This is a genomic window from Mobilisporobacter senegalensis (assembly GCF_003752155.1).
Classification (GTDB): Bacteria; Bacillota; Clostridia; order Lachnospirales; family Lachnospiraceae; genus Mobilisporobacter; species Mobilisporobacter senegalensis.
In genome coordinates this window covers 300195-319266 of sequence record NZ_RJVG01000004.1, presented here as the reverse complement: position 1 = coordinate 319266, position 19072 = coordinate 300195, and the positions used below count along the sequence as shown (strand labels likewise).

Genomic DNA, 19072 nt, shown 5'->3' with positions numbered 1-19072 from the left:
GCATGGCGAAAAAACAGAAAAAGAAGAAAGAATTAGAACCTCAGTATTTTACCTCTGCTACAAATATCAAAACTCTCAATTATGGTGTTTATTATATGAGCTTATTGGAAAAGGTTTTATATTTTAGTATGGCATTTCTAATTGGTGCAGGAGTGGGATATTTATTTTATGGAGGAATCGGAGCCAATGAATTTGGCGAACCTACAAAACTGACCTATATATTGAATACGATTATATGTACCATAACGGGCCTGGTAGCAGGAAAATTATTCTTACCTGCCAGAAACATCCAGATTTTAAAGAAGAGGAAAAATCAGCTCAAGATGCAGTTCAGGGCATTGCTGGACACACTCTCCACTTCTATTGGAAGCGGAAAGACAGTGTCTGATGCCTTTAGGGAAGCCCAGAATGATATGAAGATCATATATTCAGAGGATGCTTATATTGTTAAGGAATTAGAAGTGATTAATTCCGGAGTAAATAACAACTTAAATGTGGAAATTATGTTACTGGACTTTGGGAAACGAAGTCATCTTCCAGATATTGAAAGCTTTGCCAATGTGTTCGAGACCTGTTATCGAAAAGGCGGAGATATTAAAGACGTGATTCGAAGTACCCAGCAGATCTTAAATGAAAAATTGGAAATAGAATTAGAGATTGAAACCCTGGTGACTTCCAATAAAACAGAGCAGTCCATAATGACTTTTATGCCCGTTATCTTAGTTGGAATTATCAAAGGAATGAGTCCCGAATTCGGTTCTAATTTTGCATCAGGAGCCGGAATTATATCAACAACTATTGCAGTCGCTATGTTTATAGCAGCATACTTCATTGGCAAAGAAGTATTGGATATTAAAATATAGGAGGATGTTATGTTTTTAGAATTAAGTTCAATTATCATTCTGGGAATAGGAACCGTACTGGCAATCATATTTATCATTCTGATAATGATGTCAGGGAAATACAGATCCATGACAGAACCTTTATCCGAGAAAGAATATCCCTTACATGATATTTATGGAGCTGGTTTTATCATCCTGGATCTACTTCACTATCAGTTCCAGTCAAAGAGAGATTATAAGAGAAGACAAGCGGTAGAACTTTTATACGAAGTAAAATATTCAGACTATTATATGAGAGTAATAGCAGCTCAGAGGATCACTCTTTCCGCTTTGCTGGCTCTTGCCGGATTTGCAGTATTTGGTATAACGAATGATATTACCATATTGTTATTACTATTCGGCTTTTCTGCACTGGCTTTCTATTATTTTGGAATAGTTCCGGAAGAAAAGATAAAGAAGAGATCCAATGAAATCTTATCGGATTTCCCGGATGTAGTATCAAAACTTGCATTATTGATTAATGCAGGAATGATTATGAAAGAAGCTTGGAAAAAGGTTGCAGAAGGGGGCAAGGGAGCCCTTTATGATGAGATGCGGATTACTATGGAAGAGATGGATAATGGGGTATCTGAATTAGATGCTTATTATAATTTCAGCTTACGATGTGTCGTTCCAGAGATTAAAAAATTCACATCTACGGTAATGCAGGGACTAGTAAAAGGAAACCGGGAATTTTCATTAATGATAAAACAGCAGAGCAAAGAGATCTGGGATGTGAAGAAGCATCATGTAAAGCAGCAAGGAGAAAAGGCTGCCAGTAAATTGATGATTCCAATCAGTATTATATTCCTTGGAATCATCATTATGATTATCGTACCTATTTTCTCAAACCTTGGAGTTTGATGAATTTAGATAAATAAACAATATAAATAATAAGGAGGGTAAAAAATGAATGCTTTAATGTATTTAAAGTTGTGTGCTGAGGTGAAACTTGCAAAATTTTTAAGAGATGAAAAAGGTGAAGTAAATATTGTGGCCACAGTTGTCCTGATTGGAATTGCGGTAGTTCTGGCGCTTGCATTTAAAGGTCAGATAGAAGAGCTATTAACAGATTTATTTACAAAAATCTTTAAAACAACAGGTGATGTTACAAAGGATGCAAATGTTTCACACTAATTGCAACAGGACAGGAGAATTTCCTGTCCTGATAAAAAAGAATCGGAACAATAAATGAAATATTGTTTTTATATAAAAATAAGAAGGGGGAGATAAGGTGGTTAATTTTGTATACAAACAGAGGGGAGCCATATCCATATTTCTGGTTATTATATTACTGCCAATGCTTTCCATTGCATCGATTATGGTAGATACCTCAAGGATTCGTCTGGCACGTTCCGTAGCAGAATCTGCAGGGGACTTAACGCTGAATACTGCATTATCTCAATATGATAATGTCTTAAAAGAAATGTATGGGTTATTTGCAGTCTCACAATCGGAAGAAGATTTAATGAACAACTTAAAGTCTTATTATACCAACAGCCTGCGGGCAGCAGGTATGTCCGAAGCAGATGCCGGAGATCATGTTGGGAGAATTATGAAGAAGCTGGGCAGCATCAGTGAAGCCAGTGCAAGTGAAACGGATCTCCTTCGAATCAGTGTGGAACATTTTGAAGCAGAGGCACCGGAAGCAGGAAGCTTAATCAACCCTGCATTGCTTAAGAGCCAGATGATTAACTTTATGAAATACCGGGCTCCTATTAATACAGGTTTAGGATTTTTGGATTCTCTTAGAAGTTTCAGCTCCCTATCCAAACAGATGAAGGTAGTAGAGACCAGAGATGCATACTATAAAGAACAACAGGCAGTCGTTGATAAATGCCAAACAGCATGGAAATGTTTATATGATTACAAAAAGCTTGGAATGGATCAGGCATATTTTGATGAGATGCAGGATAAGCTGGATTCCTATGCGGCAGCCTATGAATTTATCTCCAACAATCTGGTTCAGGATTATGGCAATTCCAAAAAGAATTCCATAGATTATTTTAGTAAGAACACACTGACTTATGCAACCGGAAGCAGAGGCAGTTTTACTTTCTATTACCGGGGCAAAGTACTACAGGTAAATGCCTATATGAGTGGAACAGCCAGTGCAAGCAGCTTATCCAGTGAGGCAAACAGGCTGGCATCTGCTGTGGATGCACATACGACATCTATGAACGACAGTTTTTTTAATATCTATCTAAAGGATGTAAGCAGTAATATCTATGGAATTCAAAGAGTCATTCAATATATGAAAGATGATTATGAGAAGAGTAAGAGTTATGCCAGCATAACAAAGGATGTATATCAGGCATACCATACCCTTGATAATGCCATTGAAAGTATTGAAAGAGCAATCTCTGACTGCCAGGATAGAATCTCCAGTCTCCAGGATAAAATCAGTGCTGCATTGGAGAAAGATCCTCCAGGAGATACTTCTGGTTATGAAGCAGCTATTGAGGCTCTGGAAGAGAGAATTGATGACTATCAGAAAGATCTTGCAACCCAGATTACCATTAATGGCATGACAAGGACAGCAAGTGGATGGCTGAGTTTCTATAAAAAAGATTATGATAGCAAGCTTGAAACGTTTGAAGGAGTGACCAGAGGACAGTCCGCCTCCAAGACCGGTATGTATGAGACCATCAATGATGTGAGTAAAATTAGTCTTCCGGATATTCAATCTGCCAAAAAGGGAAGTTCAATAGAACCTATCATTAATGATGATTTAGTAGATGGTAGAATATCTGATACATTTGTAAAAGAAATCTATGGAACAATGTATGTCATGTATGAGAAATTTAAAAAAGGAAAAGAACTCTTAGAAGAGGCAGAAGGACTGTTAGATGATGTATCCAAGTCTGTTGCACCGGGAGGTAAGTTAAAAACAGCCGAAGGAAACTGGGAAGCTGCTACGAAAGAGCCGGATCTGCAGGGAGATGCCCTTACGGAACAGAATAAGGAAGAGTTAGAATCTATTCGTGAGTTTATTAACAAAGGAGAAGTGGATGCACTGAATGCCCATATCGGGAATACCATAACTACCATGACAGAATTAATGGAAGAAGTGGATGGATATACTTATGCAGACAAAAAGCTCTATGAATTAAAATCTTTCGATGAAGTAAAAAGTGCCCTGGAGAAGAAATACAAAGGAGCTTATGGAAGTTTGGAGAGACCACCTCTTACTTACACCGGAAGTGGAGGATTAAAAGAAATGGCAGCCTCCATCTATAAGGAATATTACAAAGAGCCTTATGACCTTCCTTACAATAAATTAAAACAATTTACCGCAGAATGGGAACAGGAATTCCATCCGGAACTGGATAAAGAAACGGATGAACATGGAGAGAATGATTATAACAAATTCTACCGTTTTCTACAGAATAATTTCCAGAATACCACGGATGAAAATATGACAGAAGAAATCAATGACAAGAAGGAAGCCATGGAGAAGAAGAAAGAGGCTTTGAATGCCACAGCCGAGTCCCAACAGAATGAGGTAAAATCAGAAGGAATGAGTGATAAAAACATTGCTGATGACAGCCGTCCTTCCAAGATCTGGAGTGGTATCCGCCAGAATGCCATAGACAAGGGACTGGCAAAAGATCCGGATTCCGGAGGCAAGGGAGCCGGTACCATGCCGGAAGTAAATGTAGGTACTGGGTCCGATACCGTTGCTGATTCAAACTTAAGCGGCGAATTATCGTCCATGTTCGATGGTCTGGGAAGTGCCCTGGCAGGGCTTGGAATAACCCTTAGAGATGACATCTATATCAGTTGTTACGGAATGGATATGTTCAGCTATCATACCTTTGAGAATGAGATTATCTGTAACTCCCTGAATGGAAATGACCAGACCAAACTTACTGCTGTGGAACCGGCAGTAAGCGGAGGACTCTATGATGGAAATTATGAAATTAAAGTAGCTAATATAGATAAAAAAGATGCCATGTCATTGACCTGTATTCCAATCAACCCTGCTTACAACGCAGCCTACAGAAGTGAAGTAGAATACATGATCTATGGCAAAGACAACAGTACCAATGTTACCGCTGCCTATGCTTCCATCTTTGGAATCCGTTTGGCATGTAACTCAGTCTATGCCTTTACCAATGCTCCAATCCGTGACGGTGCTTATGCCATTGCATTCGCAGTCTTTGGAACACCGCCGCTAACCTTCATGGTACCTATTGCCCAGGCAGCCATTATCATCGGGATAGCCATTGCAGAATCTTCCCTGGATCTGCTCTGCTTAAAGAATGGAATGAAGGTGCCGGTATTTAAAAACAAGGATACCTGGCAAATGAGTTTTGATAACCTCTTTGAAAACTTAGCAGGTGCAGCAACCGCAATATTAGTAGAGAAAACAAAGGGATTTGTAGGTGAAAAAATTGATACAGTGGAAGATACCCTGAATCAGTGGCTGAATAAAACAGATGACGAGATAAATCAGGCTACTAATGATGAAATTGATCAATTAACATATGCGGTAGAAACTCGTATTGATGAAGCAATTGATCGTTATGCGAGTACTGCCATCAATCAATTAACCTCACTCTGTCAGGCGGCAAATAATAAATTAAGTTCCAATGCAGTAAGTGACACTATTGAATATAAGGGCAAGAATGGGATTGAGTTTATCTCCAAAGAAGAGTTTGTAGCACAAGAGCTTACGAAGTGGTTGGCAGGAGAAAGAAAAGGGACTTCTGGTACAGATTATGGCTATCTGGCAAAAAAAATAGCAGTAGAATATATTATTGAGCAGGGATATATAGAGGATATATTTCTAGGAATGGATAAAGTGGCTGGAGGAACAGCAGATATTATTGATAATTTTAAGGATGAACTGGATAGAATGCGAACTAGAATCATTGAAAGTATAAAAGATGAATGCCAAGAACTTTTGAATTACAAAACGGCTGTAAAAAATCAAATTACTAGTGCAATCTCTAAAGGAGCAGATAGTTTAAAGACGGAAATAGACAAATCCTTGGATGGTCTCTCAGGAGGCGCAACTACAGGAGGGCTGGCAGCGAATGCAGGAAGTGCCAACACTACTGCTACGTTCTTCTCTTTCCAGTATAGTGATTACCTTCAATTATTTTTAGTAATTGCGCTTCTGGGGAATCAGGAAGGGGTGCTACTTCGTATATCCGATGTCATCGAAGCTAATATGAAGATGCAAAATGAAGAATTCACTATGAAGGAAAGTTATACTTACGTAAAGATTGATGCAACCTTAGAAGTAAAACCAATCCTTATGACATTGCCATTTATGGCGGAGGAGACAGAAAGTAACTTACCAGGAAGCAATTGGTATACCATAAAATATAATGGAATGCAGGGCTATAATTAGAAAAAGAAAGAGGGAAAAGAAAATGAAAAAAATATTAATAATAATGTTATTATTTACACTGCTATGTACTGCATGTGGGAAAGATAAAAACAAGGATAGTAAAGAAGCAGCAAAGGAAACAACACAAGAAACACAAGAGAATAGTACAGAGGAAGAGAAAGATACTGTGGCAGAAGATGTAGAATCAGAAGAGACAAAAGAAGATGTATCTGGGAGAATTTATGAACCACAGTTTATCTATGATGGAGAACCAATAGATTCCTATCAAGATAGTGTACCAACATATGATATTGTTTATGATGTTCCAAATTATCAATCATTTGAAGATGGGTTAACTGAATTCTATATACGTTCTGGAAAGCTATGTATAGCAGTAACATCTGGTGATGAAGGAGCCACAGGTATGGCATTGGAGGATGTCTATGCAGCAACTGAGAAGACCTTTTCAAGAGCAATAAATGGTCGCTTAGAAGGTGGAAAAGAATATAACGGAATAGAAATTATCGAACAAGAAGAAGTAAATATTAATGGAGTGAATTGTTTGCGATTTGTAGGAGAAATCGATGGACGTTCTCCATCAGCACCGGATGATAAAACATTGTGGTTTCGATATCATGTACGCGGATATGCTTTTGTGAAGGATGATATCCCAGTAACAATTATCGGTGTTACTTTAGATAATGGTAGTGATGGAGAAGACTATATTAAGCAATATACAGAAGAGGTAGACCACAACGTGGATGAATTAATGAAAACATTGCGTGATAAAAAGTATTTTGATTAATTTGTAGATTCAAATATTTTCCACATACCTTATACTGTCCTGTATTAATTATAGGGCAGTATAAGGATAGATAATAATTTAACGATTTCTTGCATCTGTTTTAAGTTTAAATAGAGAACAGATACAAGAGATCATTAAAAGAATCTATTAAGAAATTACATAAAAGCCCCTTGTGAATGATGAAATATAATTGCGAAACTTCATAATCTGGATAATTGTGATTCAGCTGATACAATTCCGGAGCGGAAGTTAAGCGGATGGAGCGTTGGAGCGAAGGAATTTGTATCAGTGAATCACAAATGATATATGTATTAGTTTCGCAATGGATGTTTTATGAATTACTCTTTTGGGGAATCAGGAAGGAGTTCTGCTTCGTGTCTCTGATGTAATTGAAACCAACATGAAAATGCAAAATGAAAAATTTACCATGAGGGAAAGTTACACATATGTAAAGATTGATGCAACCTTAGAAGTAAAACCAATCCTTATGACATTACCTTTTATGGCTGAAGAAACAGAAAGTAATTTGCCGGGAAGTAATTGGTATACTATCAAATATGATGGAATGCAGGGATATAATTAAAAAAGAGAGGGAAAAGAAAATGAAAAAAATATTAATGATTATGTTATTACTCACACTACTATGTACTGCTTGTGGAAAGGATAAAAACAAAGATAGTCAAAAAGCAACAAATGAAACGGTTCAGGAGACACAAGAGCACAGTACAGAAGAAGAAAATAATTCTACAACATCAGAAACTGAACAGGAAGAGATAAAGGATGAAACATCGGAGAGAATCTATGAACCGCAGTTTATCTATGATGGAGAACCTATAGATTCTTTGGAAAATAGTTTGGGAAGTACCAAGGCAGTTTATGATGTGCCAAACTATCAGATTGTAGAGGATGGGCGGGCAAAATTATATATTCGTTCTGGTAAACTTTGTATCGTTGCTACTCGTGGGAAAAAAGGAGCCACAGGAATGTCTTTTGAAGAAATTTTTACAGCAACAGAGCGAAGTTTTGGGGGAGCAATAGATAATCGTTTAGAAGGGGGGCATAATTATTTTGGAATTAAAATGGCGGAAAAAGAAGAAGTCACTATCAATGGAGTCAATTGCTTGCGTTTTGTAGGAGAAATTGATGGGCGTGTATCAGAAACTTCAGAAAAAGGATTTGGTTACCATGTACGTGGATACGCCTTTGTAAAAGACGATACACCGATTACTATTATTGGTGTTACCTTAGATGATGGTAGTGATGGAAAAGATTATATTAAGCAATATACAGAAGAAGTAGATCACAACGTGGATGAATTAATGAAGACATTACGTGATGATTATTATAATTAATATAATAGCTAAGATAGATTATTATTTTGTATACTTATCCTTATACTGTTCTAGGATAGAACAGTATAAGGATAAGTGAAAAAGAAAAGAAGTAAGTTGTTAATAACTACATAATTATAGATTTTTAGAATGTATATAAAGCATACCATACCCTTGATAATGCTATTCAAAGTATTGAAGATACCATTGATAGTCTTCGAGAACAAATCAAAGAATACAGGGAAGATCTTGCAACCCAGATTACCATTAATGGTATGAGTAAGACAGCAAGTGGATGGTTGAGTTACTATAAAAAAGATTATGATAGTAAACTTGAAACTTTTGAAGGAGTGACAAGAGGGCAGTCTGCTTACAAGACCGGTATGTATGAGACCATCAATGATATTAGCCAAATAAGTCTTCCAGATATAGAATCTGCCAAAAAGGGAAAGTCAGTTCAACCCATAAGCAATAGTGACTTGGTAGACGGTCTCAGGGCAGATTATTTTGTAGAAGAAATCTATACAACTATGTATGATATGCATGAAAGATTAAAAAAAGGAAAAGAACTCTTAGAAGAGGCAGAAGGACTGTTAGAAGATGTATCCAATTCTGTTGCACCGGGAGGTAGGTTAAAAACAGCCGAAGGAAACTGGGAAGCTGCTACGAAAGAGCCGGATCTGCAGGGGGATGCTCTTACAGAACAGAATAAGGAAGAGTTAGAATCTATTCGTGAGTTTATTAACAAAGGAGAAGTGGATGCACTGAATGCCCATATCGGGAATACCATAACTACCATGACAGAATTAATGGAAGAAGTGGATGGATATACTTATGCAGACAAAAAGCTCTATGAATTAAAATCTTTCGATGAAGTAAAAAGTGCCCTGGAGAAGAAATACAAAGGAGCTTATGGAAGTTTGGAGAGACCACCTCTTACTTACACCGGAAGTGGAGGATTAAAAGAAATGGCAGCCTCCATCTATAAGGAATATTATAAAGAGCCTTATGACCTTCCCTACGATAAATTAAAACAATTTACCGCAGAATGGGAACAGGAATTCCATCCGGAACTGGATAAAGAAACGGATGAACATGGAGAGAATGATTATAACAAATTCTACCGCTTCCTAAAAAATAACTTCCAGAATACCACGGATGAAAATATGACAGAAGAAATTGCAGGCAAGAAGGAAGCCATGGAGAAGAAGAAAGAGGCTTTGAATGCCACAGCCGAGTCCCAACAGAATGAGGTAAAATCAGAAGGAATGAGTGATAAAAACATTGCTGATGACAGCCGTCCTTCCAAGATCTGGAGCGGTATCCGCCAGAGTGCCATAGACAAGGGACTGGCAAAAGATCCGGATTCCGGAGGCAAGGGAGCCGGTACCATGCCGGAAGTAAATGTAGGTACTGGGTCCGATACCGTTGCCGATTCAAACTTAAGCGGCGAATTATCCTCTATGTTCGATGGTCTGGGAAGTGCCCTGGCAGGGCTTGGAATAACCCTTAGAGATGATATCTATATCAGTTGTTACGGAATGGATATGTTCAGCTATCATACCTTTGAGAATGAGATTATCTGTAACTCACTGGATGGAAATGCACAGACCAAACTTACCGCTGTGGAACCGGCAGTAAGCGGGGGACTCTACAATGGAAATTATGAAATTAAAGTAGCGAACATAGATAAAAAAGATGCTATGTCATTGACCTGTATTCCAATCAGCCCTGCTTATAACGCAGCCTACAGAAGTGAAGTAGAATACATGATCTATGGAAAAGACAACAGTACCAATGTTACCGCTGCCTATGCTTCCATCTTTGGAATCCGTTTAGCATGTAACTCAGTCTATGCCTTTACCAATGCTCCGATCCGTGATGGTGCTTACGCCATTGCATTCGCAGTCTTTGGAACACCACCGCTAACCTTCATGGTACCCGTTGCCCAGGCAGCCATCATCATCGGGATAGCCATTGCAGAATCCTCTCTGGATCTGCTCTGCTTAAAAGCAGGAATGAAGGTGCCGGTATTTAAAACCGATAAAACATGGCAAATGAGTTTTGATAATCTGTTTGAAAACCTGGCAGGTGCAGCAACGGCAGTAGCGGTAGATGTAACAAAAGAGTTTGTAGGAGCACAAATAGATACAGTGGAAGATACACTGAATCAGTGGTTGAATAAAACAGATGACGAGATAAATGCAGCTACAGAGAAGGAAATTAAAGAATTAACCCAAGCTGTAAGTGATAATATTGATGCAACCATTGATCGCTATGCAAGTACAGCCATCAATCAATTAACCTCACTCTGCCAGGCGGCAAACAATAAATTAAGTTCAAATGGTGAGAGTACTTTGATTGAATATGAGGGTAATCTTATACCAAAGGAAGAGTTTGTAAAAGAAGAACTTAACAAATGGCTGGCAGGTGAAAGAAAAGGGACTGCTGGTACAGACTATGGGTATCTGGCTAAAGAAATGGCTGTGCGGTATATCATTGAAGAAGGGTATATAGATACTGTATTTCAAGGAATGAATGACGTAAAAAACGGCACGGCAGATATGATAAAAGACTTTAAGACAGATTTAGAAGATTTACGAACTTATATTATTGAGCAAATATATTCAGAATGTGCTGAGTTATTAGCGTATAAGACAAATGTAAAAGATAAAGTTGCAAGTGCAATATCTCAAGGTGCAGACAGTTTAAAATCCGAAATAGACAAATCATTGGATGGTCTTTCGGGAGGTGCAACGACTGGAGGATTGGCAGCGAATGCAGGTAGTGCTAATACTACTGCGACATTCTTCTCTTTTCAGTATAGTGATTACCTTCAACTGTTTCTACTAATTGCGCTACTAGGGAATCAAGAAGGAGTATTACTTCGTATTTCTGACGTTATCGAAGAAAACATGAAGATGCAAAACGAAGAATTTACTATGAAAGAAAGTTATACATACGTAAAAATTGGAGCTACACTGGAAGTAAAACCAATTCTTATGACACTGCCATTTATGGCAGAGGAGACTGAAAGCAACTTGCCAGGAAGTAATTGGTATACCATTAAATATAACGGAATGCAGGGATATAATTAAAAAATAAGAAAGAGGGAATTAAAATGAAAAAATTATTAGTAATTATTTTATTATTCACAATACTTAGTACTGCATGTGGGAAAGAGAAGAATATTGAGAGTAAAGACACAGCTAATGAAACGACTCAGAAAGTAGAGGAGACTAGTTTAAAGGAAGAGAATGAGACAACAGGAGAGAAGATAGAACAAGAAGAGGTAAAGGAAGAAACATCTGAAAAAATTTATGAACCACAGTTTATTTATGATGGAGAACCGATAGATTCCTTAGAAAATAGTTTGGGAAGTACGAAGGCAGTATATGATATTCCTAAATATCAGATTGTAGAAAAAGGTTTGACTAAACTTTATATTCGCTCTGGTAAACTGTGTATTGCTGCAACTCGTGGTAAGAAAGGGGCAACTGGGATGAAACTGGAAGACGTCTTCGCAGTTACAGAGAAAACTTTTTCAAGAGCAATGGATAGTAATTTAGAAGGTGGATATGGTTATTATGGACTTGATATCAACGAACAAGAGGAGGTAACTATTAATGGAGTAGATTGTTTGCGATTTGTAGGAGAAATTGATGGACGTGTATCAGAAGATTCAGAAGATAGATTTGGTTATCATGTACGTGGATATGCCTTTGTAAAAGATGATACTCCACTTACCATTATCGGTGTCACCTTAGATGATGGCAGTGATGGAGAAGAGTATATTAAGCAGTATACAGAAGAGGTAGACCACAACGTGGATGAATTAATGAAGACATTACGTGATGATTATTATTAATTTTAAATAATTGATAAGTAGCTTTAATTTTGCCTTATACTGTTCTGTATTAATTATAGGACAGTATAGGGATAAATAATAACTTAACGATTTCTTGTATCTGCTTTATATATGAATACAGAACAGATACAAGAGATTATTAAAAGATTTATTAAAGGAATTACATAAAAACTTTATGAAGGATAGAATATGAAGTCTTAACACTTTATACATGAAATAGATAATTGCGAAACTTCATAATTTGTATCAGTGAATCACAAATGATATATGTATTAGTTTCGCAATGGATGTTTTAGTAATCGCTCTTTTAGGGAATCAGGAAGGAGTATTGCTTCGTATATCTGATGTTATCGAAGCAAATATGAAGATGCAGAATGAGAGTTTCACTATGAAGGAAAGTTATACTTATGTAAAGCTTGGAGCTACCTTAGAAGTAAAACCAATCCTTATGACATTGCCATTTATGGCAGAGGAAACAGAAAGTAATCTGCCAGGAAGCAATTGGTATACCATTAAATATGATGGAATGCAAGGATATAATTAATTAAGAAAGAAGGAAATTAAAATGAAGAGAATATTAATTATGATGTTATTATGTACACTGCTTTGTACCGCATGTGGGAAAGAGAAAAACAAGGATAGTAAAGAAGCAACAAAAGAAACAGCTCAGGAAACACAGGAGAATAGTGTGAAGGAAGAGAAAGATGTGACAGAAGAAGATGCAGAACAAGAGGAGGCAAAGGAGGAAAGTTCTGAGAGAATTTATGAACCACAATTTATCTATGATGGTGAGCCTATAGATTCCTTAGAAAATAGTTTAGGAAGTACGAAGGCAGTTTATGATGTTCCCAAGTATCAGATAGTAGAGGAAGGACGCACAAAACTGTATATCCGCTCTGGTAAACTCTGTATTGCAGCGACTCGAGGAGATAAAGGTGCCACAGGAATGTCCTTTGAAGAAGTTCTTGTAGCAACAGAACGGAGTTTTGGAGGAGCAATGGATAGTAATTTAGAAGGTGGAAAACAATATCATGGAATTGATATTACTGAACAAGAAGAAATAACTATCAATGGTGTAGATTGTCTGCGATTTGTAGGAGAAATTGATGGCCGTTCTTTAACAAAACCAGATGATCAAACATTATGGTTTAAATACCATGTGCGTGGATATGCCTTTGTAAAAGATGATACACCCCTTACTATTATTGGTGTTACTTTAGATGACGGTGGTGATGGAGAAGACTATATTAACCAGTATACAGAAGAAGTAGACCACAACGTGGATGAATTAATGAAAACACTACGTGATAAAAAGTATTTTGATTAATTAAATACAAATTATTAAAAATAATATATATCCTTATACTGTTCTAAGGATAGAAAAGTATAAGGATATATAAAACTTAACGATTTCTTGTATCTGTTCTAAATATGAAGAGGAACAGATACAAGAGATCATTAAAAATTTCTTACATAAAAAATCTTATGAAGATAAAATATAATTCTCTAACACTTTATACATGAAATAGATAATTGCGAAACTTCATAATCTGGATAATTGTGATTCAGCTGATACAATTCCGGAGCGGAAGTTAAGCGGATGGAGCGTTGGAGCGAAGGAATTTGTAGCAGTGAATCACAAACAATATATGTATTAGTTTCGCAATGGATGTCTTATGAGTTGCTCTTCTGGGAAATCAGGAAGGGGTGCTACTTCGTATATCCGATGTTATCGAAGCAAATATGAAGATGCAGAATGAGAGTTTTACTATGAAGGAAAGTTATACTTATGTAAAGATAGGTGCTACGTTAGAAGTAAAACCAATCCTTATGACATTGCCTTTTATGGCAGAGGAAACAGAAAGTAATTTACCAGGAAGCAATTGGTATACCATTAAATATAATGGTATGCAGGGATATAATTAATTGAGAAAGAAAGAGGGAAAAAAATGAAAAAATTATTGATAATAATTTTATTATTTACACTACTATGTACTGCATGTGGAAAAGAGAAGAGTGAGGATAGTAAAGAAGCAACAAAAGAAACAACTCAGGAAACACAGGAGAATAGTGCAGAGGAAGAGAAAGATACTGTGGCAGAAGATGCGGAACAAGAAGAGACAAAAGAAGAAACATCTGAGAGAATCTATGAACCCCAGTTTATCTATGATGGAGAACCAATAGATTCTTTAGAAAATAGTTTAGGAAGTACGAAGGCGATTTATGATGTTCCTAAGTATCAGATCGTAGAAGAGGGATTGACTAAACTCTATATCCGATCAGGAAAACTTTGCATTGCAGCTACTCGAGGAGAGAAAGGTGCTACAGGAATGTCCTTTGAAGAAGTTCTTGCAGCAACAGAACAGAGTTTTGGATGGGCAATGGATAGTAATTTGGAAGGCGGATATAGTTATTATGGACTTGATATCACAGAACAAGAAGAGGTTAATATTAATGGAGTAGATTGCTTGCGATTTGTAGGAGAAATTGATGGACGTGTATCAGAAGATTCAGAAGATAGATTTGGTTATCATGTACGTGGATATGCCTTTGTAAAAGATGACACTCCACTTACTATTATTGGTGTCACCTTAGATGATGGCGGTGATGGAGAAGAGTATATTAAGCAGTATACAGAAGAGGTAGATCACAACGTGGATGAATTAATGAAAACATTGCGTGATAAAAAGTATTTTGATTAATCTGTAGATTTAAATATTTATCATATCCCCTATACTGTCTTGTATTACTTATAGGACAGTATAGGGATAAATAATAATTTAACGATTTCTTGCATCTGTTTTAAATATAAATAGAGAACAGATACAAGAGATCATTAAAAGAATCTATTAAGAAATTACATAAAAGCCCCTTGTGAATGATGAAATATAATTGCGAAACTTCATAATCTGGATAATTGTGATTCAGCTGATACAATTCCGGAGCGGAAGTTAAGCTGATGGAGCGTTGGAGCGAAGGAATTTGTATCAGTGAATCACAAACGATATAATGTATTAGTTTCGCAATGGATGTTTTAGTAATCGCGCTTCTAGGAAATCAGGAAGGAGTACTGTTACGTATATCCGATGTCATCGAAGCTAATATGAAGATGCAAAATGAAGAATTCACTATGAAGGAAAGTTATACTTACGTAAAGATTGATGCAACCTTAGAAGTAAAACCAATCCTTATGACATTGCCATTTATGGCGGAGGAGACAGAAAGCAATTTACCAGGAAGCAATTGGTATACCATAAAATATAATGGTATGCAGGGATATAATTAAATAAGAAAGAGAGAAAATAAAAATGAAACGATTATTAGTAATGATCTTATTACTCACACTACTCTGTACTGCATGTGGGAAAGATAAAAACAAGGATAGTAAAGAAGCAGTAAAGGAAACAACGCAAGAAACACAAGAGAATAGTACAGAGGAAGAGAAAGATGCTGTGGCAGAAGATGCAGAATCAGAAGAGACAAAAGAAGAGGCATCTGAGAGAATTTATGCACCACAGTTTATCTATGATGGAGAACCAATAGATTCCTATGAAGATAGTGTGCCAACATATGATATTGTTTATGATGTTCCAAACTATCAATCTTATGACATAGGGCTAGCTCAATTGCATATACGTTCTGGAAAGTTATGTATAGCAGTAACATCTGGTGATGAAGGTGCCACAGGAATGTCCTTTGAAGAAATTCTTGCAGCAACAGAACGGAGCTTTGGAGGGGCAATGGATAGTAGTTTAGAAGGTGGAAAGGATTATCATGGAATAGATATCATCGAACAAGAAGAAGTAACCATAAATGGAGTAGATTGCGTACGGTTTGTAGGAGAAATTGATGGACGTTCTCCATCAGCACCAGATGATAAAACATTGTGGTTTCGATATCATGTACGCGGATATGCTTTTGTAAAGGATGATATCCCAGTAACAATTATCGGTGTTACTTTAGATGATGGTGGTGATGGAGAAGATTATATTAAGCAGTACACAGAGGAAGTAGATCACAATGTGGATGAATTAATGAAGACATTGCGTGATAAAAAATATTTTGATTAATTTGTAGATTCAAATATTTTCCACATACCTTATACTGTCCTGTATTAATTATAGGGCAGTATAAGGATAGATAATAATTTAACGATTTCTTGCATCTGTTTTAAGTTTAAATAGAGAACAGATACAAGAGATCATTAAAAGAATCTATTAAGAAATTACATAAAAGCCCCTTGTGAATGATGAAATATAATTGCGAAACTTCATAATCTGGATAATTGTGATTCAGCTGATACAATTCCGGAGCGGAAGTTAAGCGGATGGAGCGTTGGAGCGAAGGAATTTGTATCAGTGAATTACAAACGATATAATGTATTAGTTTCGCAATGGATGTTTTAGGAGTTACACTTCTAGGGAATCAAGAAGGAGTACTGTTACGTATATCTGATGTGATTGAAGCCAATATGAAGACGCAAAATGAAGAATTCACTATGAAGGAAAGTTATACTTACGTAAAGATTGATGCAACCTTAGAAGTAAAACCAATCCTTATGACACTGCCTTTTATGGCAGAGGAAACAGAAAGTAACCTACCAGGGAGCAATTGGTACACCATCAAATATAATGGAATGCAGGGATATAACTAATAAAAATGAAAGAAGGAAATTAAAATGAAACGATTATTAGTAATGATTTTATTATTTACACTACTATGTACTGCATGTGGTAAAGAAAAGAGTGAAGAAAGTAAAGAAACAACAAAAGAAACAACGCAAGAAGATCAAGAAAATGGTACAGAGGAAGTAAATAATACTACAACAGAGAATAGTGAACAGGCAGAAGAGACAAAAGGAGACTCATCTGAGAGAATCTATGAACCACAATTTATCTATGATGGAGAAACTATAGATTCATATCAAGATAGTATTCCGACATATGATATTGCATTTGATGTTCCTAATTATCAATCAGTAGAAGAAGGGTTAACTAAATTGCATATACGTTCGGGAAAGCTATGTATAGCAGTAACCTTTGGAGATGAAGGTGCTACAGGAATGGCATTGGAAGACGTGTTTGCGGCAACAGAACAGAGCTTTGGATGGGCAATGGATAGTAATTTAGAAGGTGGAAAGGATTATCACGGAATAGATATCATAGAACAAGAAGAAGTAACCATAAATGGAGTAGATTGTTTGCGATTTGTAGGAGAAATTGATGGACGTTCTCCATCAGCGCCGGATGATAAAACATTGTGGTTTCGATATCATGTACGCGGATATGCTTTTGTGAAGGATGATATCCCAGTAACAATTATCGGTGTTACTTTAGATAATGGCAGCGATGGAGAAGACTATATTAACCAGTATACAGAGGAAGTAGACCACAACGTGGATGAATTAATGAAAACATTGCGTGATAAAAAGTATTTTGACTAATTAAATACAAGTTATTAGAAATAATCTATATCCTTATACTGTTCAAGGGATAGAAAAGTATAAGGATATAGATAACTTAATAATTTCTTGTATCTGCTCTAAATATGAATAAGAACAGATACAAGAGATCATTAAAAGAATCTATTAAGAAATTACATAAAAGTCCCTTATGAATGATGCCATATAATTGCGAAACTTCATAATCTGGATAATTGTGATTCAGCTGATACAATTCCGGAGCGGAAGTTAAGCGGATGGAGCGTTGGAGCGAAGGAATTTGTATCAGTGAATCACAAACGATATAATATATTAATTTCGCAATGGATGTCTTATGAGTTACTCTTCTAGGAAATCAGGAAGGGGTGCTACTTCGTATATCCGATGTTATCGAAGCAAATATGAAGATGCAGAATGAGAGTTTTACTATGAAGGAAAGTTATACTTATGTAAAGATTGATGCAACGTTAGAAGTAAAACCAATCCTTATGACATTGCCTTTTATGGCAGAGAAAACAGAAAGCAATTTACCAGGAAGCAATTGGTATACCATTAAATATGATGGAATGCAGGGATATAATTAATAAAAAAGAAAGAGGGAAAATATAAATGAAACGATTATTGGTAATGATTTTATTATTCACAGTACTTTGTACTGCATGTGGGAAAGATAAAAACAAGGATAGTAAAGAAGCAACAAAAGAAACTACTCAGGAAACACAAGAAAATAATGCAGAGGAAGAGAAAGATACTGTGGCAGAAGATGCAGAATCAGAAGAGACAAAAGAAGAGGCATCTGAGAGAATCTATGAACCCCAGTTTATCTACGATGGAGAACCTATTGATTCGTTAGAAATGAGTTTAGGTAGTACGAAGGCTGTCTATGATATACCCAAATATCAGATAGTGGAGGAAGGACGCACAGATTTATATATTCGTTCTGGAAAACTCTGTATTGCAGCAACTCGAGGAGATAAAGGTGCCACAGGAATGACCTTTGAAGAAGTTCTTGCAGCAACAGAACGGAGTTTTGGAGGGGCAATGGATAGTAGTTTAGAAGGTGGATATGGTTACTACGGACTTAATATCACCGAGCAAGAAGAAGTAACTATCAATGGAGTGGATTGCTTACGGTTTATAGGAGAAATTGATGGACGTGTATCAGAAGATTCAGAAGATAGATTTGGTTACCATGTACGTGGATATGCCTTTGTAAAAGATGACACTCCACTTACTATTATCGGTGTTACCTTAGATGATGGCGGTGACGGAGAAGAGTATATTAAGCAGTATACAGAAGAAGTAGACCATAACGTGGATGAATTAATGAAGACATTACGTGATGATTATTATTACTGATTTTAGGTAATTGATAATAGCTTTAATTTTATCTTATACTGTTCTGA

At 36.5% G+C, this 19072-nt stretch carries 19 protein-coding genes; all 19 read left to right on the top strand.

All coding sequences use genetic code 11. The annotated features are described in order from the left end of the window. Positions 1-2: 2 nt before the first annotated feature. The 19 genes from EDD66_RS08750 to EDD66_RS08660 all read left to right on the top strand — a co-directional run bounded on the left by EDD66_RS08750 (position 3) and on the right by EDD66_RS08660 (position 19025). Positions 3-863 carry a type II secretion system F family protein gene (locus EDD66_RS08750; RefSeq protein ID WP_123609200.1) on the top strand — a complete coding sequence of 287 codons (861 nt, stop codon included), beginning with the start codon at positions 3-5 and terminating at the stop codon, positions 861-863. A gap of 9 nt (positions 864-872) precedes the next feature. After that, entirely contained in the window at positions 873-1745 is an 873-nt protein-coding gene (locus EDD66_RS08745; RefSeq protein WP_123609199.1) for a type II secretion system F family protein, read from the top strand. Positions 1746-1790: 45 nt separating this feature from the next. Then, positions 1791-2018, top strand: coding sequence for a Flp1 family type IVb pilin (locus EDD66_RS08740; protein WP_123609198.1), 228 nt, complete (start codon positions 1791-1793; stop codon positions 2016-2018). Positions 2019-2115: 97 nt separating this feature from the next. Further along, entirely contained in the window at positions 2116-6243 is a 4128-nt protein-coding gene (locus EDD66_RS08735) for a DUF5702 domain-containing protein (protein ID WP_123609196.1), read from the top strand. Between the two features lie 22 nt (positions 6244-6265). After that, positions 6266-7027 carry a hypothetical protein gene (locus EDD66_RS08730; protein ID WP_123609194.1) on the top strand — a complete coding sequence of 254 codons (762 nt, stop codon included), beginning with the start codon at positions 6266-6268 and terminating at the stop codon, positions 7025-7027. Positions 7028-7373: 346 nt separating this feature from the next. Further along, positions 7374-7610 (top strand): hypothetical protein, encoded by a 237-nt coding sequence (locus tag EDD66_RS08725; protein ID WP_123609193.1) that lies wholly within the window; start codon positions 7374-7376, stop codon positions 7608-7610. A gap of 19 nt (positions 7611-7629) precedes the next feature. Next, on the top strand, positions 7630-8379 hold the full coding sequence (locus EDD66_RS08720; RefSeq protein WP_148053940.1) for a hypothetical protein: 750 nt from the start codon (positions 7630-7632) through the stop codon (positions 8377-8379). A gap of 278 nt (positions 8380-8657) precedes the next feature. Then, entirely contained in the window at positions 8658-11456 is a 2799-nt protein-coding gene (locus EDD66_RS08715; RefSeq protein ID WP_170164303.1) for a DUF5702 domain-containing protein, read from the top strand. A 23-nt stretch (positions 11457-11479) separates the two neighbouring features. Beyond that, positions 11480-12226, top strand: coding sequence for a hypothetical protein (locus EDD66_RS08710; RefSeq protein ID WP_123609190.1), 747 nt, complete (start codon positions 11480-11482; stop codon positions 12224-12226). Positions 12227-12509: 283 nt separating this feature from the next. Further along, positions 12510-12770 carry a hypothetical protein gene (locus EDD66_RS08705; protein ID WP_148053939.1) on the top strand — a complete coding sequence of 87 codons (261 nt, stop codon included), beginning with the start codon at positions 12510-12512 and terminating at the stop codon, positions 12768-12770. Between the two features lie 21 nt (positions 12771-12791). Then, positions 12792-13553, top strand: a complete 762-nt coding sequence (locus EDD66_RS08700; RefSeq protein ID WP_123609188.1) for a hypothetical protein — start codon at positions 12792-12794, stop codon at positions 13551-13553. Positions 13554-13933: 380 nt separating this feature from the next. Continuing rightward, entirely contained in the window at positions 13934-14152 is a 219-nt protein-coding gene (locus EDD66_RS08695; RefSeq protein ID WP_123609187.1) for a hypothetical protein, read from the top strand. Between the two features lie 23 nt (positions 14153-14175). Further along, positions 14176-14928 carry a hypothetical protein gene (locus EDD66_RS08690; RefSeq protein ID WP_123609185.1) on the top strand — a complete coding sequence of 251 codons (753 nt, stop codon included), beginning with the start codon at positions 14176-14178 and terminating at the stop codon, positions 14926-14928. A gap of 323 nt (positions 14929-15251) precedes the next feature. Beyond that, positions 15252-15512, top strand: coding sequence for a hypothetical protein (locus tag EDD66_RS08685; RefSeq protein ID WP_148053938.1), 261 nt, complete (start codon positions 15252-15254; stop codon positions 15510-15512). 22 nt (positions 15513-15534) lie between these two features. Then, complete coding sequence (locus EDD66_RS08680) at positions 15535-16296, top strand: hypothetical protein (protein ID WP_123609182.1); 762 nt, start codon at positions 15535-15537, stop codon at positions 16294-16296. A 323-nt stretch (positions 16297-16619) separates the two neighbouring features. After that, on the top strand, positions 16620-16880 hold the full coding sequence (locus EDD66_RS08675) for a hypothetical protein (RefSeq protein WP_123609181.1): 261 nt from the start codon (positions 16620-16622) through the stop codon (positions 16878-16880). 24 nt (positions 16881-16904) lie between these two features. Beyond that, entirely contained in the window at positions 16905-17669 is a 765-nt protein-coding gene (locus tag EDD66_RS08670) for a hypothetical protein (RefSeq protein ID WP_123609180.1), read from the top strand. A 362-nt stretch (positions 17670-18031) separates the two neighbouring features. Then, positions 18032-18250, top strand: a complete 219-nt coding sequence (locus EDD66_RS08665; protein WP_123609179.1) for a hypothetical protein — start codon at positions 18032-18034, stop codon at positions 18248-18250. Positions 18251-18275: 25 nt separating this feature from the next. Then, a complete protein-coding gene (locus EDD66_RS08660; RefSeq protein ID WP_123609178.1) occupies positions 18276-19025 on the top strand; it encodes a hypothetical protein in 750 nt (249 codons plus the stop codon). Positions 19026-19072: the final 47 nt, after the last annotated feature.

What these genes read in the sequence shown, in the direction of transcription:
- EDD66_RS08750 (WP_123609200.1), top strand. Translation starts at nt 3, where the DNA reads ATGGCGAAAAAACAGAAAAAGAAGAAAGAATTAGAACCTCAGTATTTT.
- EDD66_RS08745 (WP_123609199.1), top strand. Translation starts at nt 873, where the DNA reads ATGTTTTTAGAATTAAGTTCAATTATCATTCTGGGAATAGGAACCGTA.
- EDD66_RS08740 (WP_123609198.1), top strand. Translation starts at nt 1,791, where the DNA reads ATGAATGCTTTAATGTATTTAAAGTTGTGTGCTGAGGTGAAACTTGCA.
- EDD66_RS08730 (WP_123609194.1), top strand. Translation starts at nt 6,266, where the DNA reads ATGAAAAAAATATTAATAATAATGTTATTATTTACACTGCTATGTACT.
- EDD66_RS08720 (WP_148053940.1), top strand. Translation starts at nt 7,630, where the DNA reads ATGAAAAAAATATTAATGATTATGTTATTACTCACACTACTATGTACT.
- EDD66_RS08710 (WP_123609190.1), top strand. Translation starts at nt 11,480, where the DNA reads ATGAAAAAATTATTAGTAATTATTTTATTATTCACAATACTTAGTACT.
- EDD66_RS08705 (WP_148053939.1), top strand. Translation starts at nt 12,510, where the DNA reads ATGGATGTTTTAGTAATCGCTCTTTTAGGGAATCAGGAAGGAGTATTG.
- EDD66_RS08700 (WP_123609188.1), top strand. Translation starts at nt 12,792, where the DNA reads ATGAAGAGAATATTAATTATGATGTTATTATGTACACTGCTTTGTACC.
- EDD66_RS08690 (WP_123609185.1), top strand. Translation starts at nt 14,176, where the DNA reads ATGAAAAAATTATTGATAATAATTTTATTATTTACACTACTATGTACT.
- EDD66_RS08685 (WP_148053938.1), top strand. Translation starts at nt 15,252, where the DNA reads ATGGATGTTTTAGTAATCGCGCTTCTAGGAAATCAGGAAGGAGTACTG.
- EDD66_RS08680 (WP_123609182.1), top strand. Translation starts at nt 15,535, where the DNA reads ATGAAACGATTATTAGTAATGATCTTATTACTCACACTACTCTGTACT.
- EDD66_RS08675 (WP_123609181.1), top strand. Translation starts at nt 16,620, where the DNA reads ATGGATGTTTTAGGAGTTACACTTCTAGGGAATCAAGAAGGAGTACTG.
- EDD66_RS08670 (WP_123609180.1), top strand. Translation starts at nt 16,905, where the DNA reads ATGAAACGATTATTAGTAATGATTTTATTATTTACACTACTATGTACT.
- EDD66_RS08660 (WP_123609178.1), top strand. Translation starts at nt 18,276, where the DNA reads ATGAAACGATTATTGGTAATGATTTTATTATTCACAGTACTTTGTACT.